Raw genomic sequence first — 23,768 nt, forward strand, 5'->3', positions numbered from 1 at the left:
GTCTTATAAATACCACAAATAAACAGTGACCTAACTCATACTTTCGATACCGTAAATTTACCAGTATGGCATTTCATATATAGTTGAACTATTGATTAAAGGATTAATATCTATCTGTATATTAGGTGAGCACATGATATCCCGCCAGGTTTGCTTAGGACTAGCATTAACGACACCTGTTTTTGTCTATGCTCAAGTAAACTCTCTAGACCAACTCATGTCGATGAGTCTTGAAGAGTTGTCGATGTTAGATGTCGAAATGGAAACGGCTTCGAAAGTGACACAAAAACTCACTGACATTCCCTCGTCGGTGTATGTGCTTTCTAATGAGCGAATTCAGCGCAGTGGGGCAAAAACCATTGCGGAAGTCCTAACGCTTGTCCCTGGACTCAAAGTAACCAAGTTTAACGAAACCTCATGGTTTGTTTCTGCCCGTGGTTTTCATGATGGGCTATATAACAAGATGCTCGTGATGATGGATGGACGCAGCTTGTTTAGCCCAGTCTATGGCGGTACGTATTGGAGCGACGTTGATTATGTACTTGCCGACATCGAACGCATCGAAGTACTAAAAGGCCCCGGCGGAACAATTTGGGGAGGCAACGCGGTTAATGGTGTTGTCAATATCATTACTAAGTCTGCCAATGATACGCAGGGGACTTATCTCTCAGGTGTCGCTTCTAATACTGATAACTATGAATTTAGTGTTCGTCAGGGATTAAGCCTCAACGACAGTGTGAATGCTCGTGCCTTTTATAAGTACCGAGAAGAACCCACATATCGCACAAACGAATCTGAAAAATGGAAAGCACAAACGGCAGGGATGGTATTTCAGCCAAGTAATGCTGAAGAAAGTTGGTCATTACGTATTGGTGGTGAGAAAAGCTTTTATGAGTCGGAGTTGTATACGTTCCAATATGATAATTCAGGATCGTTTGTCGGATCACAAGCCAACGATTTTGATAATAAAAGCCAATCTGTTTATATTCAGTTCAACGATTCTCGCCATTTTGATGAAAGTTCGACACTCTCATATTCGTTATGGGGTGAATATAATGAGGATAACGCGCCAGACGCTCCGGGAAGCTATTCGACCATCGATTTTGACTCTACTTATATCAACCAACTATCGGCAAACCATCAGCTAACACTCGGTGGTGGCCTGCGATATATGTACCTTGATTTCTCCTCAAGCCAAGTTTCGGACGTGGATTGGTACAATCCCGATTACTACGGTAGAGCCTACAATATCCAATCTGCTAACGATTATATTGCGAACGCATTTGTACAGTCTCAAATTCAAATGACAGAAGCGCTATCGATAACTCTTGGCTTCAAGGCAGAACACTTTACACAGAATGACTCGACAGAACTTTCACCTCAACTACGCGGTTTATATCAGCTAAATCAACGCCATTCTGTTTGGGCTGGCTTGAGTCGTGCGGTGGTTGCTCCTTCTTATATGGATTCAAACTCCACATATTACTTCAACAGTTACTATGCTGATTCTAACGACAGCTACCTTGATGTCTATAAATCGAATTCTGACCTGGAAACAGAGAGCGTCGTAACGGCGGAAATGGGTTATCGCTACTCAAACAATTCAAATTTCGAACTCGATGCGACGATATATCTGAGTGAACATGACAACCTTCACTTCCACAGTTATGACCCAAATGATATCCCCGCGAATCATGTCTATGTCGGTGTACTGTCTGATGATTATAAAGCGAAAACATATGGCTTGGAGTTAGGCGCAAGCTATCAGCTCACTCAAGATATCACCAGTTACTTGAGCTATGCCTACACAACATTAGAGGGAAAAAACAAAGGTGATGACCCTAAATCTAGTCCTCAAACGAGTGTTTATTACGATATTGATAATGAACATTTAGCCACGGCACAGTTGATGTGGAATATCACAGAAAGTTGGCAATTCGATGTGATTGGCCAGTACATTAATGTGAATTACCCAGACTATTGGGTAGCAGGCGATGGCACTCAATATGAATGGCAGTCTTACCCACATGAAATAACCTTTGATGCGCGTCTCGCATGGAAAAAGTCGTCCGCAGCGCCTTTAGTTGAAGTGGTTGTTGAAAACATAGGTAAGAGTGACGGCTACCAAGCTGAATTCACATCTCAGAAAAGCGTCAATCAAGAGTCGGTGTATGTGAGGATCTCTCATGAATTCTAAATGGCTTAAGCACCGCATTAAGCTCGGTTTCTTTAAATTAGGCCTTGCCGCTTTAACGATGCTTATTATGCCTTTGAATACCTCGGCAGCTAGCTTCAAACCTTATGAAGTGAAAGCGGTGTACCTTTTTAGAATTGCGAATTTTATACGTTGGAATGATGAAAGCTCAATGAACGCTGTGAACTTTTGTGTGATTGGCGATGAAAAGGTAAGCCAAGTGCTGACGTCAATTACAGAGGGGAAATCTATTCGTTCGCTCGCTATCCAAGTTCAACAGTCGATTACATTTAAGTGTGATATTACGTATTTGTCTGACCGTAAAAATGACCAATTCCTTAGTCAAGAGCACTCCCCACATACTGTGACAATCAGTGATATCCCTAACTTTACAGACTTAGGTGGAGTCATTGAGCTTACTCACATTGATAATAAGCTCAAACCTAAGATCAATCTCGAGAATGCAAGGCACGGTGACTACGTCATTGGCTCAAACCTGTTACGAATCGCTATAGTGGAGGACCAATAATGCTGTCTTTCATTAATAATATATCGATAAAAAACAAGTTGATATTACCGATTATCATCTTCATCACGGTTACTTTGGTGACAATTCAATCGGTAAATTACACTGTCACGTTTGAAAGAGAAAAAGAAAGCCTGATCCAGCGAGTTAAAGTGTTAGCACAAGGTGTTGCTTATAATCTACAAGCCGCGATTCTATTTGAGGACAAATCTTCGGCTCAAGAGATTTTGTCAGCTTTCGTTGCAGATAAAGATATTGTCAGGGTCAAACTCTATGACATTAACGAACAGCTATTTGCTAGCTACCAAGTGAACAACACATTGGTTCCAAGGCCGAACGCAGATGAATTAGACGATATCGCGGATCATCAATTTGCCATCTCTGAGCATTTAATCTTCTTGCTCGTTCCTGTGATGCTGGATGACGCTGTTATCGCGAACTTGAGAGTGACAATATCAAAAGAGACGTTTAATTCAATCTTAACGAATATTTTCAAGGTTGCAGCCGTCTATCTTCTGTTTCTGGTGATCTTAGGCGGCGTGCTGGTCAAATTGGTTCAACGCTTGATTATCGAGCCGATGTTTGACCTCAATGACGCGATGCAAGCCTTTGTCGAACGCCGATCAGAGCAGCCAAAATTAGTCGTAACCAACCGCGATGAGATTGGGGAGCTGGTTCGAGCTTTTAATACCATGCTTGAAAGGCTTCAACACCGGGACAACCAAATCAATTTTACACTGGATAAACTCCAAGAAGAGAAGTCGTTCGCGAATGAGGTCATTGAGACCGTTCAGCACTCATTGTTGGTTGTAGATGAAAAAGGGGTCATCGTTCATGCAAATGCAGCCACTCGCGATATTTTTAAGTGCTCGGAAGCCTTTCTTGAACACTTGTTGATCCAAGAGTTGATCGTAACCAAGCAAGTTGGGTTCTTACAAGATGTTATCAACGCCAATATTGAACTGAATGACGAATTGCTGGAAACCACTGATCTCTTTCAATCTAAACGTTGGCTTCGAGTGAGTAGCCGTTCATTGTCAAAACATGGCCGTATCCTTTATGCAATTCAAGATGTCACGAACATCGAAACGGCAATGAGCCGCCAACGTATTGCGGCCGGTGTTTTTGAGAATAGTAAAGACGGCCTAATCGTACTTAACTCGTCCAACGTAATTACCATGGTAAACCCAGCGGTCACTGGACTACTGGGGTATCACGCCGATCTGCTGGTGGGCAAAACACCATTTGACGTATTTTCTTGGCAACAGTTTTCGTCACTCATGCCGACTATTCGCAGCTCATTGGAAAATTATGGGCAGTGGCAAGGCGAAGTGTGGGAGAAAAGCGCATCCGGCACGTTAGTCCCTATGTTTGTCAAAGTGAATAGAGTTGCCTCAGACAACGAAAAAGACGAGTTTGATATGGTGTTAACTCTGTCTGATTTATCTAACGTTAAAGAGATGGAAAGACTCGAACACTTAGCTCATCACGACGCATTAACCGGGTTAGCGAATAGAGCGCAACTGTATAAAGTTATGGATGATGTTGTCACGTCGAGCCACTATTCAAATCAGCATTTTGCGGTTATCTACTTGGATTTGGATGGCTTCAAAGAAGTGAATGACAACTATGGACACGATGCAGGTGACGAAATCCTGAAAGAAGTGTCAAACAGGTTGTTATCTCAGGTAAGAGCGGGAGATTTGGTTGCACGTTTGTCGGGAGATGAATTTGTACTTATTATTAAGCAGACAAACAAAATCTTATTAGCGAAGCTAGCCGAACGTTTGTTAGAGCTTATCGGGCAAGAAGTGAATTATAAACAGCGTTCGCTTCATGTTGGAGCGAGCTTGGGCATACACTTAGTTGACGGTTTGGAGCGTGATATCGACGTGATTCTAAAGGTTGCCGATGAAGCGATGTACGAAGCGAAACGCAAAGGAAAAGGTCAATTTGTGTTCTCTCGTGATAGTTAATAGCCACAGGCGTTTGTGGGCATTGTCTAAGTTGTTGTATCATAAGTGATAGGTTGAATAATTTTAATTAAAAGGTCTGCTAAGCATGAATGTTTTAGTTACAGGTGGCATGGGTTACATTGGTAGCCATACAAGTATCCAGATGATCAACGCAGGTATGACGCCTGTACTTTTTGATAGCTTGTACAACAGCAAACCAAGCGTTTTAGAACGTATCGAAAAAGTATCGGGCGTTCGTCCCAACTTCATTGAAGGTGACGTTCGTGATAAAGCGCTTTTGACTGAAACAATGAAGCAACACAACATCGAAGCGGTTATCCATTTTGCGGGTCTAAAAGCCGTCGGAGAGTCTGTGGAAAAGCCTCTTGAATACTACGATAACAACGTAAACGGCACGTTAGTTCTTGTTGATGCAATGCGTGATGCGGGTGTAAAAACCTTGGTATTCAGCTCTTCAGCGACAGTCTACGGCGATCCAGCAAGTGTTCCAATTACTGAAGACTTTCCAACAAGCGCTACCAACCCATATGGTCGTAGTAAATTAATGGTTGAAGAGTGCTTAACCGATTTCCAAAAAGCCAATCCGGATTGGAGCATTACACTGCTGCGTTACTTTAACCCAGTAGGTTCACACCCAAGTGGTGAGCTAGGTGAGGATCCACAAGGTATTCCAAATAACCTAATGCCATTTGTATCTCAAGTCGCTGTTGGCCGCCGTGAGTTTCTATCTGTGTTTGGTAGCGATTATCCAACAAAAGACGGAACTGGCGTTCGCGATTACATCCACGTAATGGATCTATCTGATGGTCACATTGCAGCGCTTGAGAAAGTAGGGCGCAAAGACGGTCTTCATATCTACAACCTTGGTACGGGTAACGGTTCAAGTGTATTGGACATGGTTAAAGCGTTTGAGAAAGCGAGCGGTAAAGATATCCCTTACAAGCTTGTGGAGCGTCGTCCTGGTGACATCGCTGAATGTTGGGCAGATCCTGCTAAAGCTCAGAAAGAACTCGGCTGGAATGCTACACGTACACTGACTGAAATGACTGAAGATACATGGCGCTGGCAGTCAACCAATCCTGATGGTTTCCCTGGTTGATCTAGTTGTTTCATGAATAGTTAACTTACAAAAAGATGCATTAGGGCATCTTTTTTGATCTAAATCGAATAAAAAGTAAATTAGTGGTTAAAAAGTATCATTCTGTATCTGTTGTGTTATCATGCACGCGAATTATATGTTTAATGTTAATTTTCTTTGGAGTTAATCATGGAACTAGGCCTAATCATCACTTTCATCATTGCTGCAGCAGTAATGGTTAAGAAAGAAATGGCAGAGAAGTAATTTCACTTTATCCCTTTTTGATACAATTTTTAGTGAAATAATAAAAGCCAGCATTTAGCTGGCTTTTTAGTATCTGCAATTCAGGTTTTTAACGAATTAGAATTCGTATTTAGCTGAGATACCGTAGTTTCTTTCCGCTTGTGAGTTCTCTTTATAAAGCTCATCATCGCCGCGAATGTCGTTCCAACGGTAGTACTCTTCGTTAGTTAAGTTGAATACACCACCACGAATAGTAAGATCTTTCATTGGCTTGTAGTAAGCTGTCAGGTCAACAACCGTAGCACTCGGAAGCTCAGCTTGATCAGCGTTGCCGCCGCTTTCGTCCTCGAAGTTGATGTCTGAACCAGACTTGCTAGCTGTGTAGTTTAACTTAAGGCTAGTACCCCAGTTTTGGTTTGGCGCATCATAGTTAAGACCAAATACTGCATTCCAAGGATTCACACTGTTTAGCGCATTTCCGTTACCGTCTTCGCCTTCAGTGTAAGACGCCACGAAATGAGTTGAAATACCTGCAGGTGCGCCCACTAAAACATCCCAAAGTAACGTGTTAGAGAATTCAACCCCCTTAATTGTTGCTGAATCTAAGTTAACGTTAGAGTAGTGTGTGGTGCCACCAACTTTCTTCGTTACCACAGTTTCAATGAAATCATCGTAATCACTGTAATAAGCCGCAATTTCAGATGAAGAAGCCTGAGTATTATGACGGTAACCTAGCTCGTAAGAGATACTGGTTTCAGACTTAAGATCCGGGTTTGGGTCATTTACGTAACCATGTCCTGGGTTGTCATACGTGTAGTACAGTTCATCGAAAGAAGGGGCTCTAAAGCCTTGGCTAATTTGGCCAAAGATGGTGCCTGTATCAGTAAGTTTGTATGTTGAGCCTAAACGTCCAGTCACCGCGGAATCTGAGAAATCAGTTAACGATTCTGCCGTATTGTTGCCTGGATCCGTTGAGAAGTAGTCAAATCGAACACCTGGAGTAACAACAAGTTTGTCGTTCATTAGGCTAATTTCGTCTTGTACAAACAGACCAAATTTCTGCTCTTTAGCATCAGGAGCGTATACATAAAGCTGGTCATCAGTAGCAGGATCAGAGTTGTACTCCATGTTTGTATTGCTAATGTCACTATGTGTATATGTCGCACCGTAAACTAGGTAATGGTTGTTAATCTCTTTATCTAACTGCGTTTCGATCTCAAGCTTATCTTCTGTGTATTCATAATCTTTGGTTTGCAAGTTATCGTTGTTGGCTGGCACCCAAGGTGGCATACCTGGACCCGCTGGCTTAAAGCGCTTCGTCACACCATTTTCTTCTTTAGAAATGTATGACACTTTGCTCGTCACTGTGTCAGCGATAGCGCCATCTGCGAACCAAATGTGCTTAATAGCGAATCGATTTTGTGTTGTGTCATCAGCACCAGTATAGCTATCGTAACTTGAGTGATAGATGTCAGAGTCTGAAGTATCTTTGATTAGCTCAGCTAAAAACTCGATACGATGGCTTTCATTCAATTGATATTGCAGTTTTACCAATAGGTTATCTGCTGATGTGTCTTGATCTTCTACCGCGTAATTTTCTAAGTTGTTCGAGTCGCGGAAGTTTTGAAGCTCTTCACCGTCACGGCGCGTGTAGGCAACCAATGTTTCAAGGTCACCAAATCGATTAGCTAATGCAACATGCTCACTGAAAGAGTTATCTTCTGAAGAGTAAGACAGTTTCGCTTGTCCACCGAAGTTTTCGCCATCTTTCAAGAAGTCAGATGGGTCTTTAGTTTCGAAAGCAACAACACCACCAATAGCGTCACTTCCGTGTAAACTTGAAGCAGCGCCTTTGATGATTTCAACGCTTTTTAACATGTCGGGATCGATTGAAATACCGCTAGAGTTAATAAATGCATAAGGGCCACCATCAAATGAACCTGGTTGCGACGAGCCATCTACTAAGATCTTGACGCGTTTACCTTCCATGCCACGAATGTTGATGGTTTGTGCACCTTGGCGAGAGCTTAAGTTCATCGTTACACCTGGAGTGTATTCGAAGATTTCATTCACATCTTTCGCCATATTCTCTTCAATTTGCTTATCCGAGATGACGGTAACAGAAGCTGCTGTATCGATAAGTGTTTGATTAGTACGAGTCGAAGATACAACAACCTCGTCAAATAGGGCATAATCTTGAGCAAAGGCTGATGTTGATGAAAGCGCTAAAACGATTGAAGCAGAGAGTAGGGATTGCTTATACATCTGATAGTTACCTTAATTCCATAGTATTATCTTGATTTGCGAAAGATAATATTGGATCTAAATGATAATTACTATTATTTGCATTTAAATAATTTTCAATCTTATCAACTAGTTCATAATTAACACTCTTAAATGACTGTATTAAAAAGATTTTTACAGTTCCATTCATAACCTGAATACTTCTGTTTTTGTGATTCAAGTCTCATTTATAAAGTAGGAAAGCCATGCATAGTCCAATAACACTTGAAGCATTACACATATTAGATGCCATTGATCGTCGTGGGAGTTTCGCAGCTGCAGCGAATGAACTGGACCGAGCACCTTCTTCATTGAGTTATCAAATCCAAAAGTTAGAACAAGACTTAGATATCATGATTTTTGATCGCTCAGGACACCGCGCCAATTTCACTGAAGCGGGGCAGTTAATATTAGAACAAGGTAGGATCATTCTGGGTGCCACTGAACAACTCGTTAACGATGCGAGTATTCTTGCTAACGGTTGGGAGTTGGATTTAACCATTGCTTTCGATGGCATTATTCCGATTGCTAATTTCTTCTCGTTAGTCGATGAACTAGGGAAAATCAGCAAAACACGCGTTCGCTTACAAGAAGAGATCTTAGCTGGATGCTGGGAATCACTCACAGATGGTCGTGCTGACCTGCTTGTTTGCCCGAAACTCGACACCATCCCAAACGATATGAAAAGTGACGTAATCGGCAAGATGGAAATGGTATGGGTCGCGGCATCAAACCACTACGTTCACAAGCGTTCTGGCGAGTTTGACCAAAAGGCTAGAGAAAGTTACAGGGTAATTGCAATCGCAGATACTGCACGCGATCAACCCGCTTTAAGTCGCAACATTCTAGAGAAGCAACCTCGTTTAACCGTGACAAGTTTCCCTGCAAAGGTTGAAGCTCTGACAAGTGGATTAGGGATTGGCACCTTGCCGAGTAGTATTGCTAAGCCGCTGATTGAATCTGGCGTACTACAGCAGATTTCGGGTACAGAACCACAGCCGATCGATATCGTCATGGCTTGGCGACGTAACAAAATGGGCGACGCCAAGTCTTGGTGTATCCAACATCTTAAAAAGACATGGGCGTTAAAGTAACGGTAACACCATATCTGCAGTACCGTCTTCAAAACTGATATCTAGCTTAAAACCGAGCTTTTGAGCTAGTGTCAGCATCCCTCTATTGGTTGGCATCGTCATACCCGACATCTGTTTAGTCTGCTTTGCTCGGCAGTAATCGATAACTTTCGTCATCAGAATACGACCTAAGCCGACACCTTTCAGATCGGAACGTATCAGAATCGCAAACTCGGCATCGGTGTTCTCTGGGTTAATCAGCGCTCTCGATACACCGATGATTGCAGGAACCCCTTGTTCTTCACGCACCACAACAAAGGCGATCTCTCTATCGAAATCAATCTGAGTAAAATTAGCCAACGCTTCATGATTGAACTCACCGACATCACTAAAGAAACGTTTATAAAGATCCTCTTTAGATACGCGATTAATAAAGTCAGCATGGAGCGGTTCATCTTCGGGCAGAATAGGGCGTAACAACACTTCGGTTCCATCTTTTAGCTGGATACGTTCTTCAAGCTCGACTGGGTAAGGGCGAATGGCCAACCTTTCTTGCGGGTCTCCTTCGTAGGCTTTCAATATGATATCGGCATCTAAGATCGTGAACTTGTCTCCGTTGGCCAGTACTGGATGGATATCTAAATCATGTATTTCAGGGCAATCAACGACCATCTGCGATATACGAACCAATAATTCAGAAAGGCCCTCTATATCAATCGGGTTAGGGAGCTTTTGTAGGCGAATCTTGCCACTTTTTATCGCTCGAATAATCAAGTAGCGCGCCAGTGTCATGTTGAGCGGTGGGAAAGCAGCGGCCGCATCAATCGATTCATCCCACTCCGAACCACCTTGTCCAAGTAAAATGATTGGGCCAAAGGTTTCATCGGTTGTTACTTTGACTCGTAGCTCTTGGCCACCCGCGATCTTGGCCATACCTTGAATTAACAAGCCGTGGATGTGAGCTGTAGGGAAGGATAGTTGAGAACGATCGAGAATTGCCTGAGCAGCATTGGCAACTTCACTGCTGTTTCGTAAATTGAGCATCACACCTTGAACGTCTGACTTGTGTGCAATGTCTGGCGAACGAAGTTTTACGGCAACCGGATAACCAATTGTTTCTGCAATGTGTACCGCTTCACTTGGATCAGAAGCGATCCAAGTTGGCAACACATCGAGGTTGAAGCTCTTGAAAAACTGGCTATTTTGGTGAGTATCAAGGCTAACTGTATCTTTATCCAGTAGTTGTCGTTTTATCCAACTTTTCGCATCTGCTAGATCTTCAATGTGTACTTTTTCAGCGGTAGTCGGCGTTTCCATTAACTGACGTTGATTACGTCTGTATTCGACCAAGTGCATGAATGCGACCACTGAGCTTTCAGGCGTTCGATAGGTCGGGAAACCCGCTTCGGTAAACAGCTTTCGCGCTGGCCTAGCTGTTAACTCACCAGACCAATTCGTCAGGATGTTAAAGCGCTTGTGGCGAGGGTGCTTCTTAATCGCTTCAATAATTCGTTCAGCCGTTCTAGCGGAATGTGCAATCGCAGAAGGGCTATGCATGATAAGAATCGCATCCGCTTCATCGCCATCGAGTAAGATGTTTATGGTATCGATATAACGCTGATCACCAGCATCACCAACAATATCGATAGGATTGCTGTGAGACCAACTAGATGGCAACACCTTGTTCAACTTATCAAGAGTCTCTTGTGAAAACTCTGCGAGCTTGCCACCGCGGTCAAATAGCGTATCCACGGCCATAATCGCAGGGCCGCCACCGTTGGTAACAATAGCCAAACGCTCACCACGCAATGGTACTGAATGAGTCAGTGTCTCTACCGCAGCAAACAATTCATGTAAGTTCTTAACTCGCAACATGCCACTACGGCGAATCGCGGAATCGTAGATAATATCTAAAGTATCGGCACCACCGGTGTGTGCCATTGCGGCCGCTCGCCCTTTCGCTGTTCGTCCGCCTTTTAGCACTAGAATTCGTCTGTTGCGCGATGCCGCACGCGCTGCAGAAATAAAGCGCCTCGCATCAGTAATGCTGTCTACATAAAGTAATATCGCTTCGGTGTGAGAATCGGTACTCAGATAATCCAATAACTCCGAGAATTCGATGTCACTGCCATTACCTATAGAGATAAACGCCGAAAAACCGATCTCTTTGTCATTAGCCCAATCGAGAATCGTGGTACACACAGCTGCAGACTGAGAAACAAAGGCGATTTTACCGGGTAATGCTGTCACAGGAGAGAATGAGGCGTTTAAATTTAACCAAGGGACAATCACTCCCAAACTATTGGAACCTAACACTCGAATGTTGTGTTTTTTGGCAATCGCTAGGCATCGTTCATCATACGTCTCACCATTATCGCTTTCTTGCTGCATGTCGGAAGAAAGCACAATGACAGAGGCTATACCTTTCTCGGCTAGTTCTTCAAAAATGGCGACATTACGGGTCGCATTGGTACATAAAATGGCAAGGTCAGGAACAATCGGTAGCGACAAAATATTTTTATAAGAGAGTACGCCTGCCACCGAGTCATATTTTGGCGTAACTGGCATCACTGCACCTTTAAAATCCCCGTGCAACAAATTGTTCATGACGATATACCCTGCACGCGTTTCTCTTTGAGAAGCACCAACAACAGCGATTGAACGGGGTTTAAGTAGGGGATCAAGATGATTCATAGACATATCCTAGCAATGCACGTAAGTTCATCGTAACTTACTTTGCACTCACGGGTTGATGGCAAATTCACCGAATTAAGATGAATAAGCAGACACTGCATAAAGTTTGTGAAATAGGTCACCCACTAATGGTGTATAATCTCAAAGTTAACTTGATTCTAAACCGACGTATCGGCATGATTTATAGTAATTATTATTAAGGATATAGAGCTTTCCATGAAAAAATTTGCAATTGTGACTTTGCCACTGCTCTTGGCTGCATGTGTATCTGACGACTACGTTACCAATGTCACTTCAGATAGTTATCAAGAAGAATACAAAACGGCCAAAGTTGAAGCTCCAGTTGTATCTCAATCTGAGCAAACAGGCGTTGTTGAAGAAAACGTTGTCAACGTGATCAGAACTGAACCTGTTGAACAGAAAGTCACTCAAACGACTCAAGCGAAGCCAGTTGCAGTAGTGACAGGCCCAACCAAGAAACAGCAAGACATGAATCAGCGCTTTGGTTACACCGTTCAAGTTGTTGCTGTTGGCAGCCAAAGTAAAGTCGATTCTTTCGTGAAAATGCTACCTACGACTTCTCAACCAGTTTGGGAAAACTACAAAATGGTTAACGGTACCAAATGGTTCACCGTACTTTACGGTGACTACGCAACGCGCTTAGAAGCTAAAAAGGCAATCTCAACACTGCCGAACACTTTCCAAAACTTGAAGCCGTTCGTTAAGAGCATTGATGACATCAAGAACTCTGAATACCCTACGCTTAACAAGTTGAACTAAGTTTTGATTCATAAAGAAGGGGCAAATGCTCCTTCTTTTGTTTTAAGACTCGCTGTTTTGTTTAATAGTTAATCGCTCGATCTTTCGAACGCAATTTTAACAATCAAAACACTGTACCTATCTCGACTTTTGTTTATCATTGAAGTCAGTATTCCTAGTTTCAAGGACCGAATTTACCCATGAACACCACAAACATACTTCTACTTTGCGGCGGTGGATCTTCAGAGCATGAAGTGTCTTTAGTTTCAGCCAATTACCTTTTCGAACAACTCAATAGCGTTGCAGATTTCAACGTTGTGAGAGTTGAAATTAAAAACGAAGGCTGGTGTCTTGATTCAGGTGAATTGGTTTATCTTGATATTAACGATCAAACCCTGCGCGGTGACAATTTAGAATCTAAAGTCGATTTTATCGTTCCTTGCATCCACGGTTTCCCAGGTGAAACAGGTGATATTCAATCACTGTTCGAAATGGCGAAAATCCCGTACTTAGGTTGTGGTTCAGAAGCGAGTAACAACAGCTTTAACAAAATCACTTCAAAGCTTTGGTACGACGCACTTGGCATTCCAAACACGCCGTACCTGTTCTTATCAGACAACAATGATCAAGCTCACTCACAAGCAACTCAAGCATTTGAAAAGTGGGGTAAAGTGTTCGTGAAAGCGGCTCGTCAAGGTTCTTCTGTGGGTTGTTACCAAGTTAACCAAGTAGAAGATTTGAGCGAGGCTATCAACAAGGCGTTCACTTTCTCGGACCAAGTATTGGTTGAGAAATCAGTGGTGCCTAGAGAGCTAGAAGTTGCTGCTTATGAAATCGATGGCGAGCTACATATCAGCAAACCGGGCGAGGTGATTGCACCGAACGGCGCATTTTACTCTTACGAAGAGAAGTACAGTGCAGACAGTCACTCGATCACTGAGGTTGAAGCAAGCAACCTCACTGATGAGCAGCGTGAACTGATTGCAGAAAGCGCTCGAAAAGTGTTTACACAGATGAAGCTCCGCCATTTATCTCGTATCGACTTCTTCTTAACGCAAGACAACGAAATCTATCTGAACGAAGTCAACACCTTCCCAGGTATGACGCCAATCTCCATGTTCCCTAAAATGGTTGAGCATGACGGCCACAAATTCAGCCAGTTCTTAGAGAACTGCGTGAGAACAAGCCTTTCTTAGGTTTCTAACTCGTTTTCGTTCACTTAGAGCTGAACCCAAAAGTGCCTTAAGCTTTCGCCAAGGCACTTTTTGTTTTTAAAGCTAGCCGTTTTTTTACGAATCTATCATTTAGCCACAACTTATATCCAAGTAACAATATCCAAGTAATTACGAACCGTTTATTGCCAAGGTATTAGCGCCTTAAACTTCATCTTCTCACTCTCAGCCGTTCCCGTGAAACCCACATATTGGGCTGGCATGGCAGGGCTAAGCCAGCGACCAAAGTCCTGAATCTCTCTAACCTTAAGACCTTGTTTCGACAACTCTTGTGCGGCACCAACACGAATCGAATTTCCAGAGAAATGGTGGTTTTCTGGAAGTTGAAGTAAGTCGCTTGCTCTTCTCAATATTCGGTAAATGGACGAATCATCTAAAGGCTGTAAACCAATATTCTCATGCTTGTCTATCGCACGAAACACAGGCAAATCGTCTTGTGGTCCAGTAAACGAAAGCCAACGTTGAAGTGCAACACTGGCTATTTGTGATAACTGATAAGCTGAATCTTTGACTGTTACTTGGTAATGATTTTCAACGTACTCAACATCGGTCATCGACAACGCCTTAAGTTCTGAGCGCTTTAAAGCACACTCGAACATAACGTTATAAATAGCGATGTCTCTGATCTCTTTCAAGTTTGCTTTATCATGGGAGAGTAACGTATTTAAATCAGTGAGATGCACAGATGTCATAGCATTGGTTTGTTTGGCGTCACCGGCCATTTGAGATTGTAAGTGGAGCAGGGTAAAGCGAACTTGCCTATGCTTGATCGGGTTAGCAAAGCTCAACACAGTATGTAACATACTAAGCGTTGCAGTGTAACGTTTCAAGGATGCGTATTTTCTATCGTTGGACTCCGTCTCAAGAAATCGACGCACAGCGGTTATAGAAGCGGGAAGTGTGTTAATACGATGTTTGGTACAGAACGCATGATAGCGATTCCAATCACTATAGATACCCAACAGTGAATTGTGAGAGTATTGAAATCCTGTCAATTCATCTATAATTTCAATTGTCGCGTGCCTGTTTAATTTTTCAACAAATGAATTAATTATCACAGAGTCGGTTAAAATAGGGACTTTTTTTCTCAAATTACCGTACCTCAACAGGTTTTTTTACCATATTATGCTTGATATCATTATAAGTATACTTATGATTAATGTAGTGAAAACAAAAAGATGATTAATAGATATGGCTAATTCAATTTACCGAAGCGTCCATCTTCAATCGATAGATGCTAATAACACAGTTTGGCGTGCTAAATTAAAAAACAACGTTATTCAGGGCAACCTAGCTGCCGTAAAAAAGAGTATTGATTGGTGGATTGAAACCGCGTCTATTATTGATCCAAAAGAATTCACGTCATTAAATAAGTCGAGAGGAACTGGTGGCTCGACTGAAAACTTCAACGGCTACCAAATCAAGAATGACACTGGTGAGCCTAATGCGTGGTATTGCATGTTTAACGGTCGCTTAATCAAAGGCGGCAAGATTGCAATCCAGCGTCATATAGAAGCTTACTTACTCGCAAAACAAAAAGCAGAGCAACAAAAGAAGTAATTTATGAGCCTAGTATATTCAACAGAAACAGGTCGTATTAAACCTGAAGAAGAGAAAGTCCAACGTCCTAAAGGCGATGGTATCGTTCGAATCCAAAAAGAAACCAAAGGCCGTAAAGGCAAAGGCGTTTCTGTCGTAACTGGCTTAGACCTAGATGACGCACCATTAAAACTAATGGCAGCAGAACTCAAAAAAGTGTGCGGCTGCGGCGGCTCAGTAAAAGATGGTAACATCGAAATTCAAGGAGATGCTCGTGACAAGATCAAAGCGCACCTTGAAAAGAAAGGCTACAAAGTTAAGTTTGCTGGCGGATAATCTCTAACTAATACCAGGGTTAAAATCGAAGATTATTATCACTGGTTATTAGGTATTTTATGGTAAATAGCCAATATGGTTAAATACACAGTATAAATTAGAGACTATCGACACAATATAAAGGCAGGGCATCACATAAAGATACCTGCCTTACAATCTCCAAAACCAATTTAACATAACGTACATAATACGCACTAAGAGTGTTAGAGCAATTTAGTAATGGTCCGGTTTGAGCCATTTTAAAATGTCCTCCTAAGCTTACCTATATTGGTCTGCTTAGGAGTTATCCGGATGCTTATTACTATGAGTGAAAAAGATATTCAGCGATTCAAGGTGCTTACTGACGTACGTGAAAAACGACTACGCCAAGTTGACGCTGCTGTCATTTTGAATCTGTCTGAGCGTCATATCCGACGTTTGGTAAACAAACTTGTCTCTCTTGGCGCTCAAAGTCTTACACACGCAGCGCGTGGACGCCCAAGTAATCGACGCTACTCAGAATATTTCAGAATTGAAATACTGAAACTGATCCGTGAGCATTACTCTGACTTCTCACCAACGTTCGCTCTGGAAAAACTGACTGAACGACACAATCTATCCGTCTCTAAAGAAACACTCCGTCAATGGATGATCGCCGACGGACTGTGGCTTCCACATTCACAACGCAAACCTCGGGTCTATCAGCCTCGTTACCGTCGAGACTGTCTTGGAGAATTGATTCAGATAGATGGCTCACATCATGACTGGTTTGAGGGCCGCAGCGACAAATGCTGCCTACTGGTGTTCATTGATGATGCGACTGGCCGCTTGATGAACCTAAGATTCAGTGAGACAGAATCCGCGTTTGATTACATGCTGACCACGCGTGAATACCTTAATGAGCACGGTAAACCCATCGCATTTTACAGTGACAAGCACTCGATTTTTCGAGTGAATCAGGAGAAACACAAAAATGAAGCGGCCTTTCATAGTCGCAAGCGACTTGCGGCCTTGTATGCCTGTGGACGAAACACAACGAAAGAATGGTAACTCTACGGATTGGGATGAGATGGACGTGATTCTAAGAGCCTATCGCTACGCGATGATTCTAGTAGGAACAAGCGTGATATTGGCCAACTGGTTGATGCGGCATAAATGCTAGTAGGTATTGCAAACGAGGCTATCGTGCTAATCAAAGATACAAACGGAACAAAAGCAATTAATGCTCTCAATAGAAATATTCTATTGAAAATTCACAGGTAATTAATTGTTTTAAATAAGAAAAAACTGGATCATACGCCACCAAAAACATATGGATCAACATGAAAAATGACCGCGAACAACGTAATTGAAATCGAAAAAGATATTACAAATGACCCTGATGCATTAGCTAGTTTACCGAAAGAAAAACTTAAGTCTCTTTTTTATCTATTTGCGGGGAAACCTGATTCTAGAATCAAAGTTTTCCATAAATCTTTATACATTGAAGTTTCAGATATTATTGAACTAAATGCATGTATAACAAGAAAACTGCAAACAAATAATATTCATGCTCAGATTACTAATGTAACAATTGGTTACGAGGGCTCGGACATTCAGGAGTTTGGTACATGGAGCGAATTTGAAGATAATCATTGGCAGGTACCCGAAAAAGTCGAGGAGGTTGTAGTAAAATGGGATTTCATGGTTAACATTTCAGGTTTTGAAACCCCTCAACGCCATACTTTATTGGTTCGAATTTCATCGGATATGAAACCCGGAAAGTTTATGCAAATGATGGTTTCTGGAAATTATGACGACTTTGATCAGATAGATGTTATGACTGCCCCTTCATTTTGCCGTGTTGACTTCATCAACGCTCAAATAAGTAAAGAGCTCATTAATGAGGTAACAGATTGGGTAGACGGAAGAAAACAACCCGCCTTAATCACCGATTTTTACTTCTGGGTCAAGAAACGTCGTCAAACGTTTGCTGAGGTAACCCACTATTCATTCATATTAATGTACGCGGCACTGTGGGTAACCGGCTTTCTGTGGACTAATACAAATATCTATGTTGGTAATGAAATTCCGACGAGCTCTGCGTCGATATGGGTATTTTTGGGAATCTACGGGTTCACATTAATCGGCAAGATTGGCCACATGCTTGCGTCAAAGGTTTATGGTGCACTAGATAATATCGATGGGAAAAAAGTAGTTTTCAACCTTACATCTGGAGATAAAAAGGCGAACTCTGAAGTAATTGATGCAAACAAACAACAAGGTAAACACTTCATCAAACAAACAGCTTGGACGTTATTCCTAAATATCCTAGCAGGTGTCGTCGCTACTTATCTATACGTTAACAGTTAAACATGTTCTTTTACTACGTATGAGAACGAACAAGGCCGCATCGCGAGATGTGGCCTTCTTCTTATGATTAATATGCGAACTGCACTCTATTACTTACTACCATCTCTGAATCTGGTCTTAATGGGTTCAATTGCTGAACAACCATAAAAGCATTCTTTTCTTCATAATCATCTTTTAAAAATTCAAAGCTGTTACCATCCAACTTTGATACCGAGTAACCGTCAAATACTGTAATGTACTGCCCACTTTTTAACTCAGTATCGAGAGTTATATTCACTCGAATCTTATCTCTAAGTGAGAAAGTTTCGTTTAGTTGAACAACATTTATTGATCCCGGTTCACTATTATCATAGTTGGTTCCAAGACTATATACCTGATCATTTACTGTAAACGCTTTAATTATGTTGGTAGGTCTTTCATCATCGTTATAATTTTCATTGGTACCAATATCAGTATTTGTACTGTGATTATTATAGTCGCCAGATGTATGATTTATGTTAATTATTGGTTGTTGTTTATCAATTGCAATTGCATCTTCAGGATCTTCATTTGATTGCTGTTGCTTCAATTGAGACTTTAATTTCTCTATTTCAGAATCTTTTTTAGTAAGTTGAGTGTTGTAGACATACTCTAGCTCTGGAATTTTAGCTCTAAGTGCTCGCGACTCTGCTTCTGACAGAGGAGTATCCTCTTCAATATCTATTTTAATTGTTTTTAAGTTTTTCTGACGTTTTTGGGTGTATGAAAATACAAACTCTGCGGGTATTGGGTAGACAAATAGATATGCTAATGACGTTAGTATAGGCCCTAAAAAAAGCATTCCCAAAGCCTCCCAAGATGAACTGAAATGATGATCCATAAAGTGTATTTTATTCATCACTGGGATACTCGAGAACAGTACCCAAATGATCTCCCAATTCCAAATGCACCATGAAGCAAGGAACGAACCAAATAATGGACTACTAGTCCTATCGTACAAAGCCACTTTTGTAGAGTTGATTATGTCTTGTATCATTATCTAATATCCATCGTTACCAAGAGCGTCATTCAGTGAAAGCTCTTATTGTTAAGATTGTACTGTCTTTATCCTCTAAAGAACAATCACTTATAAAACATACTTGATGTGTTAGATACAAATTAGTCAGGGCATTACTTATGAACGTTGTTTTAGTAAAACAAGTACTCCCACCATAAGAACCATGTATAATATCAATCGTTCGTAAAACCTCCGGCTTGTTTCTTTTAACGTCAGTTAAGGCAACGAGCTATGGAACCATCCAAATATAAGTACCCTATTACGGCTAAACTGATACGTGATGCACGTTTACGTTCTGGCCTACAACAGAAAGACTTCATTTCTCAAACAACCTTGAAATCACTCAAGCTAACTTTTCGCGTTGGGAAACGGGACAGGCACAAGTGCCCGTTAATGTCCTGCTCAAACTTGGGTTAGTTAGCGAGGCCATTGTCTTATAAGCCTCAAAAAACAGTTCACCCAAATCATAAACGGCATCAAAGAATCGCGCCGCGCTCTCGAGGACGCGTCTCCAGATTGGCCGAAAATATCCCCTCTTAAATTGGTCGGTACCGTCAAGGAATACGCGATCACAAACTTCGAAGCTGCCCGCGATATCTTCGACAGCAAAGTGGCCGCGCTCGAAAACCTACAGCAACAAATCGATGAACTACGCGAACAGCTCAAGCAGATTCAAGGAGAAGAACAATGATTCTAGGTTATGTGAAATGCACCGCCCCTAATTGCAATGAAGCGATGGAAGTCAGCCAGTGCAGCGGTAAACGCTCGGCCTACTTAAAGGGACGTTGTCACGTTTGTAAGTGTACGGAGCAGCGCAGCAATTTTCAATTTGATTGAATTCGCAGGCCTTAGCACAGGTAGTGGTGACTTGTTCAGAGTAGAGTTTTACCAGACTCACCGAGGCATGAACCATGGTAGTTATGTAGTTTTGGGTAAGATGAACGGGTTAACATCTATGGCTTTGATCTTGTAGCCACTTAGTTTGTTGTTGGTATCGGAACGTGTAAGAGTTTTTTCTATAAGCTCTGTTAGGTCGGAAGAAAAAGCGTCCTTTTGCAGACCGTCAAAGTCTAGTTTGAAGCTTTCATTTTCATACCGATGACCACAATTAAATTTTTTAGATGTATCTGTGGCTTTGTCTGTGTATGGTTTTAGCACTAACACACTTATAGTTTTATCGTTGGCATGTGTGTGGTGCCACTAGAGCTAGGGATAGAGCCGCAATGGTAAATCGAAGCATTTTTTAACCTTTTTAATTCTTCATTGTATATAAAGTGCCGCTACAATCTTTCCGCTACATAATCAAGGTGAATAAGTCGATATGACTTTGTTTGCAGTGTTAGAAAATACAGAATATTAAAAACTTAAAGAGACTCTCGATTTAATTTAGGCATTTGAGTAATGAAGTATTATCCAATACGTAGAATCTTTATTAGAAAGAATACCGACTATCACTTGCTCTTTTTATGTCTGGCCTTGAATCTATTTTACCGCTCAATCCGAGAAATTAATTGAATCTAAATGATCGCGAACCTTCGCAAATCTATCCTTAAACGACTAATATTGTGAGTCGTGCGCTAGGTTCATAAGAAGGTATATATGAGGCATATTGGTCTGTTTCTGTTGATATTCCCCGGTTTAGCAAAAGCTGGAGGTTGGTCAGTTCAAGAGGATGTTGATCCATTCACTGATGAGATTAATTTTAGCGTCACCACACAAGCTCAAAGTGCCGTGACAGGTAAGTTGTCAGAGTTTCGCTTCTTCTGTGATACAGGCTCAGTATCGGTCTATGAAAGTGAAAAGGCTGGCTTTAGAGATCTCGAATTCCGAACAATGTCTGTTGAGATGCTCTTTGAACAAGCGGCTTTCAACCCTCGACACAAAGTATCTTTAACCGTTCGGTTAGATAAGGACGCTCCCTATACTTCAAGAGTTAAACCCGTAAACACGAATACAATACTGTTCAAAAATGAGTACGACTTTTTTACGGAGATAACTGAAGCCAAGCAGTTAGCTATAAAAACTGAATCCTGGAGTGGAGAAGATTACTGGATATTCGATGTTGCTGATTTAGGAAAGTATAGCGCGAAGTTTGACAGTATTTGTCCAGAGCAAGGTTTGATTGAGGCGGGAGCTGCCCAATCCACTTCTTTGAAGGAGTTCTATGCTGTTGAGAAAGCTAAAGAGCTTGAGAAAGAAAAACAGAAGCAGGAGCAATTAGAAAAAGAAAGGCATGAAGCTGAACAAGCGCGTCTTAAGGAAGATAAAATGGCTCAAAAGGCAGTGGCAGCTGAAAAAGAAGCTCTTACTCCTGAACGATCTCATTTTATTGCCACTGAAGCTGAACGTTATGGTGCTATTTACGAGCAACAGATAAAGAAAAATCTCCTGATGGAGGATTCTTATAAAGGAAAAAGTTGTAAGTTGAATTTACGGCTTATTCCAACTGGGTCTAATGCAATTTTGGGTGGGGTTTCAATTCTAGACGGAGATAGCCGCCTTTGTGCTGCGACTAAGAGAGGTGTGGCTCAGGTGTCTTCCTATCCGTTACCTTCAGACAAAGATGTTGCCTCGGAATTAAAGAGTGTCGATTTAAACATCGTTGTGGAGTAATCGTATAAAAGAATTATTTTTCTGCCACATTTCGACAGTTGACGTACACACTTCTACGCATTTAAGGTCAATGTGACGAGCGCACAAATCTACAAAAATCGGGCCCAATCGTGTATAAGCGCCAACAATTCAGGTGTTTGTTTAGTGGTTATCTTCATACTTACTCACTAAAGTTACACACCTTAAAAGTGACAGTGCAACATTGTTGAGTTAGAACTAATGAACAGTTTGCTGATGGTCCACTACTTGGCGAGCTCATAAAGGACGTAGATTCGCTCTAATCACGACAAACAAATCCACTTAAAATTTAACTGTATATTTATACAGTTAAATTTATCTACCCGTAAAAACGGTACTTACTGATTAAATTACATTCAAAATCAATGCTCTGCGTTCAATTTTTAAACTTCATCTTGGTCTAATGGCGCACTTTCATGTATAACCGTCAGTTCTAGAACAGTTTTAGATATAGCAATTTCAACAAGGCTAATCTCTAACCTTCGATTACGCCAGCTCTAAGGCATTGGGTATTAGGTTGAATCACGTATACGGATTAATATCATGAGCGACAAAGCATTCCGCAAACTCAACATATTCCTCTCGATTTTTTGCCTGGCAATCACCCTATTGTCGCTATTCTCTTTTGATAAACTAATGAACAAGAGCTACATCATTAGCCCAGACAAATACCCTACACTCGCCAATACAGACCGAGATCATGATGGCGGCACGGTTGCATCATTACACAAGTCAAATAACGGCATTGAGTTACAGTGTGACTTTGAGCGTACCTATAGCAAGCCTTTCTGTGAGGTTGAATTCATCATATCTAAAGAAGGCAAAGGGTTAGATCTCTCCACGTTCGATTCGGTAACCATTAATATGGACTACGAAGGCCAAGAGAACCCAAGATTTCGTTTCTACATTCGTAACTATGACGAGGGTTACAGCGTTAAAGGCGATGCAATGTCGAACAAGTTCAATCGCTTAGACTTTTCGCTACCAGACGCAAGCCAAATTGACTTGGGCTACTTCAATGTTCCTTTCTGGTGGATAGATCATTATCAACGCCCTGTTTCTGATAGCGCAGTAGACATTACGAACGCGGTATCTGTTGAACTCGGGCTTGGTGCCAGCACGCTTGCTGGGCATCATTCACTTAACATCTCGAGTATTGTGTTCCAAGGTAAAATTATCAGCAAGGCTTTGCTAGGCGAACTCTTGATTGGACTATGGGTGGTATACGCGATCTACTATGTCGCTTGTGCTTTACATATAGCACAACGAAACAAAACGCGTTTAGCACAGCAACAACGTCATTTAACCCAAGAAATTGAAGAGTTAAAAGTCAAGGCCACTACTGATCCGTTAACTGGCTGCAGAAACAGGACCGAAGCGCTAGATACCTTCTATGATTTCGAATGGTTAGCACAACAAGGAAAAATGATTCACGTCGCGTTGTTTGACTTAGACCATTTCAAACAGATCAACGACCAGCATGGCCATGAAGTGGGTGATAAGGTTCTTATTCAATTTGTTACTATCGCAAATGAAACGCTTGGGGAGCAGTATTTGCTTTATCGTTGGGGTGGTGAGGAGTTTCTGCTCGTTTGCCTAGAGCAAACAACGCTACAGTGTCACGAATCAATCGATGATTTGTACCTGGCTATCGACCAGAATACATGGCCTAACGCGCAGACAGTAACGGCTTCTACTGGGGTTACACTACTTAAGCAGAATGAGTCTATACGTTCTGCAATTAAGCGAGCAGACAAAGCGCTTTATGAAGCTAAAGACAACGGTCGAAACCAAGTCGTTACATTTTATTGACGCTCGCTAGAGTGGACTGAACTTA

The 23,768-nt window shown here is 41.7% G+C and carries 17 protein-coding genes and 1 pseudogene; 14 read left to right on the plus strand and 4 right to left on the minus strand.

Features of this window, described 5'->3' with window-relative positions:
- Positions 1 to 133: 133 nt before the first annotated feature.
- From BCV39_RS14935 to galE, 4 genes are all read left to right on the plus strand, one after another.
- Positions 134 to 2,197, plus strand: coding sequence for a TonB-dependent receptor (locus tag BCV39_RS14935; protein ID WP_102432528.1), 2,064 nt, complete (start codon positions 134 to 136; stop codon positions 2,195 to 2,197).
- Positions 2,187 to 2,723 (plus strand): YfiR family protein, encoded by a 537-nt coding sequence (locus tag BCV39_RS14940; protein ID WP_102432529.1) that lies wholly within the window; start codon positions 2,187 to 2,189, stop codon positions 2,721 to 2,723. Before BCV39_RS14935 ends, BCV39_RS14940 begins: the two co-directional genes overlap by 11 nt.
- Complete coding sequence (locus BCV39_RS14945; protein WP_102432530.1) at positions 2,723 to 4,696, plus strand: diguanylate cyclase; 1,974 nt, start codon at positions 2,723 to 2,725, stop codon at positions 4,694 to 4,696. The genes BCV39_RS14940 and BCV39_RS14945 overlap by 1 nt, the downstream gene beginning before the upstream one ends.
- Before the next feature lie 85 nt (positions 4,697 to 4,781).
- Complete coding sequence (gene galE, locus BCV39_RS14950; RefSeq protein WP_048608318.1) at positions 4,782 to 5,795, plus strand: UDP-glucose 4-epimerase GalE; 1,014 nt, start codon at positions 4,782 to 4,784, stop codon at positions 5,793 to 5,795.
- Positions 5,796 to 6,134: 339 nt separating this feature from the next.
- On the opposite strand, the gene BCV39_RS14955 is transcribed toward galE, so the two are convergent.
- Positions 6,135 to 8,282 carry a TonB-dependent hemoglobin/transferrin/lactoferrin family receptor gene (locus tag BCV39_RS14955; protein WP_102432531.1) on the minus strand — a complete coding sequence of 716 codons (2,148 nt, stop codon included), beginning with the start codon at positions 8,280 to 8,282 and terminating at the stop codon, positions 6,135 to 6,137.
- Between the two features lie 224 nt (positions 8,283 to 8,506).
- Between BCV39_RS14955 and BCV39_RS14960 the strand changes: the two genes are divergently transcribed.
- Complete coding sequence (locus tag BCV39_RS14960) at positions 8,507 to 9,394, plus strand: LysR family transcriptional regulator (protein WP_048660171.1); 888 nt, start codon at positions 8,507 to 8,509, stop codon at positions 9,392 to 9,394.
- Here the strand turns inward: BCV39_RS14960 and BCV39_RS14965 are convergent.
- Positions 9,386 to 12,067 carry a bifunctional acetate--CoA ligase family protein/GNAT family N-acetyltransferase gene (locus tag BCV39_RS14965; RefSeq protein WP_102433188.1) on the minus strand — a complete coding sequence of 894 codons (2,682 nt, stop codon included), beginning with the start codon at positions 12,065 to 12,067 and terminating at the stop codon, positions 9,386 to 9,388. The genes BCV39_RS14960 and BCV39_RS14965 overlap by 9 nt on opposite strands.
- Positions 12,068 to 12,283: 216 nt before the next feature.
- Here BCV39_RS14965 and BCV39_RS14970 point away from each other — a divergent pair, with 216 nt between their 5' ends.
- On the plus strand, positions 12,284 to 12,847 hold the full coding sequence (locus tag BCV39_RS14970) for an SPOR domain-containing protein (RefSeq protein ID WP_055319529.1): 564 nt from the start codon (positions 12,284 to 12,286) through the stop codon (positions 12,845 to 12,847).
- Positions 12,848 to 13,026: 179 nt separating this feature from the next.
- Positions 13,027 to 14,022 carry a D-alanine--D-alanine ligase gene (locus tag BCV39_RS14975; RefSeq protein ID WP_102433187.1) on the plus strand — a complete coding sequence of 332 codons (996 nt, stop codon included), beginning with the start codon at positions 13,027 to 13,029 and terminating at the stop codon, positions 14,020 to 14,022.
- Positions 14,023 to 14,180: 158 nt separating this feature from the next.
- Here BCV39_RS14975 and BCV39_RS14980 read toward each other — a convergent pair whose 3' ends face one another.
- Entirely contained in the window at positions 14,181 to 15,149 is a 969-nt protein-coding gene (locus BCV39_RS14980) for a tyrosine-type recombinase/integrase (protein ID WP_102433186.1), read from the minus strand.
- Positions 15,150 to 15,249: 100 nt separating this feature from the next.
- Between BCV39_RS14980 and BCV39_RS14985 the strand changes: the two genes are divergently transcribed.
- The 4 genes and pseudogenes from BCV39_RS14985 to BCV39_RS15005 all read left to right on the plus strand — a co-directional run bounded on the left by BCV39_RS14985 (position 15,250) and on the right by BCV39_RS15005 (position 18,264).
- Positions 15,250 to 15,618: a DUF3319 domain-containing protein gene (locus BCV39_RS14985; protein WP_048660165.1), complete on the plus strand. Its 369-nt coding sequence runs from the start codon at positions 15,250 to 15,252 to the stop codon at positions 15,616 to 15,618.
- A gap of 3 nt (positions 15,619 to 15,621) precedes the next feature.
- Positions 15,622 to 15,933: a stress response translation initiation inhibitor YciH gene (yciH, locus tag BCV39_RS14990; RefSeq protein ID WP_008221404.1), complete on the plus strand. Its 312-nt coding sequence runs from the start codon at positions 15,622 to 15,624 to the stop codon at positions 15,931 to 15,933.
- Between the two features lie 303 nt (positions 15,934 to 16,236).
- Positions 16,237 to 16,869 (plus strand): annotated as a pseudogene (locus tag BCV39_RS14995) (ISNCY family transposase); the annotation flags it as partial.
- Between the two features lie 372 nt (positions 16,870 to 17,241).
- Positions 17,242 to 18,264, plus strand: a complete 1,023-nt coding sequence (locus BCV39_RS15005; protein ID WP_102433184.1) for a hypothetical protein — start codon at positions 17,242 to 17,244, stop codon at positions 18,262 to 18,264.
- Between the two features lie 67 nt (positions 18,265 to 18,331).
- On the opposite strand, the gene BCV39_RS15010 is transcribed toward BCV39_RS15005, so the two are convergent.
- Positions 18,332 to 19,141, minus strand: coding sequence for a hypothetical protein (locus tag BCV39_RS15010; RefSeq protein WP_133146461.1), 810 nt, complete (start codon positions 19,139 to 19,141; stop codon positions 18,332 to 18,334).
- 700 nt (positions 19,142 to 19,841) lie between these two features.
- On the opposite strand from BCV39_RS15010, the gene BCV39_RS23375 reads away from it, so the two are divergent.
- The 3 genes from BCV39_RS23375 (at position 19,842) to BCV39_RS15035 (ending at position 23,743) form a co-directional block, all read left to right on the plus strand.
- Entirely contained in the window at positions 19,842 to 19,991 is a 150-nt protein-coding gene (locus BCV39_RS23375; RefSeq protein ID WP_241910225.1) for a hypothetical protein, read from the plus strand.
- A gap of 908 nt (positions 19,992 to 20,899) precedes the next feature.
- The gene (tolA, locus tag BCV39_RS15030; RefSeq protein WP_102433180.1) at positions 20,900 to 21,913 is read left to right on the plus strand and encodes a cell envelope integrity protein TolA; all 1,014 of its coding nucleotides are present in this window, start codon (positions 20,900 to 20,902) and stop codon (positions 21,911 to 21,913) included.
- A 561-nt stretch (positions 21,914 to 22,474) separates the two neighbouring features.
- Positions 22,475 to 23,743, plus strand: a complete 1,269-nt coding sequence (locus BCV39_RS15035) for a GGDEF domain-containing protein (protein ID WP_102433179.1) — start codon at positions 22,475 to 22,477, stop codon at positions 23,741 to 23,743.
- The last annotated feature ends 25 nt before the right edge of the window (positions 23,744 to 23,768 follow it).

It is taken from the genome of Vibrio sp. 10N.286.55.E10, from assembly GCF_002872555.1.
Taxonomy (GTDB): domain Bacteria; phylum Pseudomonadota; class Gammaproteobacteria; order Enterobacterales; family Vibrionaceae; genus Vibrio; species Vibrio crassostreae.

Bases quoted from the DNA above. Each gene is read 5' to 3' on its own strand.
- BCV39_RS14975 (WP_102433187.1), top strand. From the start codon at position 13,027: ATGAACACCACAAACATACTTCTACTTTGCGGCGGTGGATCTTCAGAG.
- tolA (WP_102433180.1), top strand. From the start codon at position 20,900: ATGAGGCATATTGGTCTGTTTCTGTTGATATTCCCCGGTTTAGCAAAA.
- BCV39_RS15035 (WP_102433179.1), top strand. From the start codon at position 22,475: ATGAGCGACAAAGCATTCCGCAAACTCAACATATTCCTCTCGATTTTT.
- BCV39_RS14940 (WP_102432529.1), top strand. From the start codon at position 2,187: ATGAATTCTAAATGGCTTAAGCACCGCATTAAGCTCGGTTTCTTTAAA.
- yciH (WP_008221404.1), top strand. From the start codon at position 15,622: ATGAGCCTAGTATATTCAACAGAAACAGGTCGTATTAAACCTGAAGAA.
- BCV39_RS15010 (WP_133146461.1), bottom strand. From the start codon at position 19,141: ATGAATAAAATACACTTTATGGATCATCATTTCAGTTCATCTTGGGAG.
- BCV39_RS14955 (WP_102432531.1), bottom strand. From the start codon at position 8,282: ATGTATAAGCAATCCCTACTCTCTGCTTCAATCGTTTTAGCGCTTTCA.
- BCV39_RS14935 (WP_102432528.1), top strand. From the start codon at position 134: ATGATATCCCGCCAGGTTTGCTTAGGACTAGCATTAACGACACCTGTT.
- BCV39_RS14970 (WP_055319529.1), top strand. From the start codon at position 12,284: ATGAAAAAATTTGCAATTGTGACTTTGCCACTGCTCTTGGCTGCATGT.
- BCV39_RS14960 (WP_048660171.1), top strand. From the start codon at position 8,507: ATGCATAGTCCAATAACACTTGAAGCATTACACATATTAGATGCCATT.
- BCV39_RS14985 (WP_048660165.1), top strand. From the start codon at position 15,250: ATGGCTAATTCAATTTACCGAAGCGTCCATCTTCAATCGATAGATGCT.
- BCV39_RS14945 (WP_102432530.1), top strand. From the start codon at position 2,723: ATGCTGTCTTTCATTAATAATATATCGATAAAAAACAAGTTGATATTA.
- galE (WP_048608318.1), top strand. From the start codon at position 4,782: ATGAATGTTTTAGTTACAGGTGGCATGGGTTACATTGGTAGCCATACA.
- BCV39_RS14965 (WP_102433188.1), bottom strand. From the start codon at position 12,067: ATGAATCATCTTGATCCCCTACTTAAACCCCGTTCAATCGCTGTTGTT.
- BCV39_RS15005 (WP_102433184.1), top strand. From the start codon at position 17,242: ATGACCGCGAACAACGTAATTGAAATCGAAAAAGATATTACAAATGAC.